The sequence below is a fragment of the Exiguobacterium sp. PFWT01 genome (assembly GCF_018255795.1).
Lineage (GTDB): Bacteria > Bacillota > Bacilli > Exiguobacteriales > Exiguobacteriaceae > Exiguobacterium.
Genome location: NZ_CP073755.1, coordinates 2,422,501 through 2,425,000, shown reverse-complemented (window position 1 = coordinate 2,425,000; position 2,500 = coordinate 2,422,501). Strand labels below are relative to the sequence as shown.

General features: G+C 55.2%; 1 rRNA gene (cut by a window edge). It reads left to right on the top strand.

Going from position 1 to position 2,500, the window contains the following annotated elements:
* A 23S ribosomal RNA gene (locus tag KD909_RS12510) occupies window positions 1-2,491 on the top strand (it extends 423 nt beyond the left edge of the window).
* Window positions 2,492-2,500: the final 9 nt, after the last annotated feature.

Sequence of the window (2,500 nt, the reverse complement as noted above, 5' to 3'; positions counted from 1 at the left end):
CGGGACACGTGAAACCCCGTCGGAATCCGGGAGGACCATCTCCCAAGGCTAAATACTTCCTAGTGACCGATAGTGAACCAGTACCGTGAGGGAAAGGTGAAAAGCACCCCGGAAGGGGAGTGAAAGAGATCCTGAAACCGTATGCCTACAAGTAGTCAGAGCCCGTTCACGGGTGATGGCGTGCCTTTTGTAGAATGAACCGGCGAGTTACGATGGCGGGCGAGGTTAAGCCGATGAGGCGGAGCCGCAGCGAAAGCGAGTCTGAACAGGGCGCATCAGTCCGTCGTCGTAGACCCGAAACCAGGTGATCTACCCATGTCCAGGATGAAGGTCAGGTAACACTGACTGGAGGTCCGAACCCACGCACGTTGAAAAGTGCGGGGATGAGGTGTGGGTAGCGGTGAAATGCCAATCGAACCTGGAGATAGCTGGTTCTCTCCGAAATAGCTTTAGGGCTAGCCTCGAGGTGAAGAGTTCTGGAGGTAGAGCACTGATTGGACTAGGGGCCCCCACAGGGTTACCGAATTCAGTCAAACTCCGAATGCCAGCAACTTGTACTCGGGAGTCAGACTGCGAGTGATAAGATCCGTAGTCGAGAGGGAAACAGCCCAGACCATCAGCTAAGGTCCCCAAGTGTATGTTAAGTGGAAAAGGATGTGGCGCTGCACAGACAACTAGGATGTTGGCTTAGAAGCAGCCACCATTCAAAGAGTGCGTAATAGCTCACTAGTCGAGTGGCGCCGCGCCGAAAATGTAACGGGGCTAAACATACCACCGAAGCTATGGATCCCGTAAGGGATGGTAGGAGAGCGTTCCAAGCAGCAGTGAAGCGGTATCGTGAGGAGCCGTGGAGCGCTTGGAAGTGAGAATGCCGGTGTGAGTAGCGAAAAGAGGGGTGAGAATCCCCTCCGTCGAAAGCCTAAGGTTTCCTGAGGAAGGCTCGTCCGCTCAGGGTTAGTCTGGACCTAAGCCGAGGCCGAAAGGCGTAGGCGATGGACAACAGGTCGATATTCCTGTACCGCCGTACCACCGTTTGAACGATGGGGGGACGCAGAAGGATAAGGTGACCGTGCGACTGGAAGTGCACGGACAAGCAGCGAGGCCGTCGGGTTGGCAAATCCGCCCGGCATACAAGGTTGAGCTGTGACGTGGAGCCCGTAGGGCGAAGCACCGGATTTCACGCTGCCAAGAAAAGCCTCTAGTGAGGAGGTCGGCGCCAGTACCGCAAACCGACACAGGTAGGCGAGATGAGAATTCTAAGACGCGCGGGATAACTCTCGTTAAGGAACTCGGCAAAATGGTCCCGTAACTTCGGGAGAAGGGACGCTTATGGAAACATAAGCCGCAGTGAATAGGCCCAAACGACTGTTTAGCAAAAACACAGGTCTCTGCTAAATCGCAAGATGAAGTATAGGGGCTGACGCCTGCCCGGTGCTGGAAGGTTAAGGGGATGTGTCATCGCAAGAGAAGCACTGAACCGAAGCCCCAGTAAACGGCGGCCGTAACTATAACGGTCCTAAGGTAGCGAAATTCCTTGTCGGGTAAGTTCCGACCCGCACGAAAGGCGTAACGATTTGGGCACTGTCTCAACGAGAGACCCGGTGAAATCATAGTACCTGTGAAGATGCAGGTTACCCGCGACAGGACGGAAAGACCCCATGGAGCTTTACTACAGCCTGATATTGAGGCTTTGTACGCGATGTACAGGATAGGTGGGAGTTTGTGAAGCCGGAGCGCCAGCTTCGGTGGAGACACCCTTGGGATACCACCCTTTGCGTATAGAGTCTCTAACTCGCAGCCGTGATCCGGCTGGAGGACCGTGTCAGGCGGGTAGTTTGACTGGGGCGGTCGCCTCCTAAACAGTAACGGAGGCGCCCAAAGGTTCCCTCAGAATGGTTGGAAATCATTCGAAGAGTGCAAAGGCAGAAGGGAGCTTGACTGCGAGACCTACAAGTCGAGCAGGGACGAAAGTCGGGCTTAGTGATCCGGTGGTTCCGCATGGAAGGGCCATCGCTCAACGGATAAAAGCTACCCTGGGGATAACAGGCTGATCTCCCCCAAGAGTCCACATCGACGGGGAGGTTTGGCACCTCGATGTCGGCTCATCGCATCCTGGGGCTGGAGTAGGTCCCAAGGGTTGGGCTGTTCGCCCATTAAAGCGGTACGCGAGCTGGGTTCAGAACGTCGTGAGACAGTTCGGTCCCTATCCGTCGTGGGCGTAGGAAATTTGAGGAGAGCTGTCCTTAGTACGAGAGGACCGGGATGGACGCACCGCTGGTGTACCAGTTGTTCCGCCAGGAGCACCGCTGGGTAGCTACGTGCGGACGGGATAAGTGCTGAAAGCATCTAAGCATGAAGCCCCCTCCGAGATGAGATTTCCCTTTGAGCAATCAAGAAAGACCCCTCAGAGACGATGAGGTAGATAGGTCATGGGTGGAAGCGTGGCGACACGTGGAGCTGAATGATACTAATCGGTCGAGGCTTTGATCTAGTCTATGGT